The organism is Neisseria sp. P0021.S006 (genome assembly GCF_051956895.1).
In genome coordinates, this window is record NZ_JBQCWZ010000788.1 from 1 (window position 1) to 662 (window position 662).

General features: G+C 51.2%; 1 protein-coding gene. It reads right to left on the reverse strand.

What is annotated here, in order from left to right; all coding sequences use genetic code 11:
- Window positions 1-111: 111 nt before the first annotated feature.
- Window positions 112-662: uroporphyrinogen-III C-methyltransferase (gene cobA / locus ACTHUM_RS17110; RefSeq protein WP_440403570.1), on the reverse strand; the 551-nt coding region annotated here is incomplete at its 5' end.

Sequence of the window (662 nt, forward strand, 5' to 3'; positions counted from 1 at the left end):
CACTCATTCTATACGGACTGGCAGAACGTTATCAGCAATATTGCCAAGCTTTTAAATAAGGCAAGGCCGTCTGAAACCAATATTCAGACGGCCTGATTTAATCCATTCTCTTTACGCGGCTTCTTCGAAATATTCGATACCTTCTCCGAACCATTTCATCTCATTGCGCAGGGCAACCACTTCGCCAATTACCATTAAAGCCGGACGCTCCGCTTCGGCGGCCAACAAGCCTAAATCTTTCAGACTGCCTGTCCGCACGGTCTGATTCGGTAAAGTCCCATTGGAAATCACGGCAACGGGTGTAGAAGGCTGTCTGCCATAAGCCATCAGTTTTTCCGCAATCTCGGTCGCTTTAAGCGTCCCCATATAGATTACCAACGTTTGGCGGCTTAAAGCCAAAGTCTGCCAATCGGGCTGACTGCCCTCGTGTTTGCTGTGGCCGGTCACAAATAAAGCACTTTGGGCGCAATCGCGATGGGTTAACGGAATACCGGCATAAGCAGTGGCACCAAGCGCGGCAGTAATGCCCGGCACAATGCGGTAAGCAATTCCGGCCTGATGCAGGGTTTGCACTTCCTCCCCGCCGCGCCCGAACACAAAAGAATCGCCGCCTTTCAACCTCACCACGCGCTCACCTTTTTGAGCATGTTCAACCAATAGAC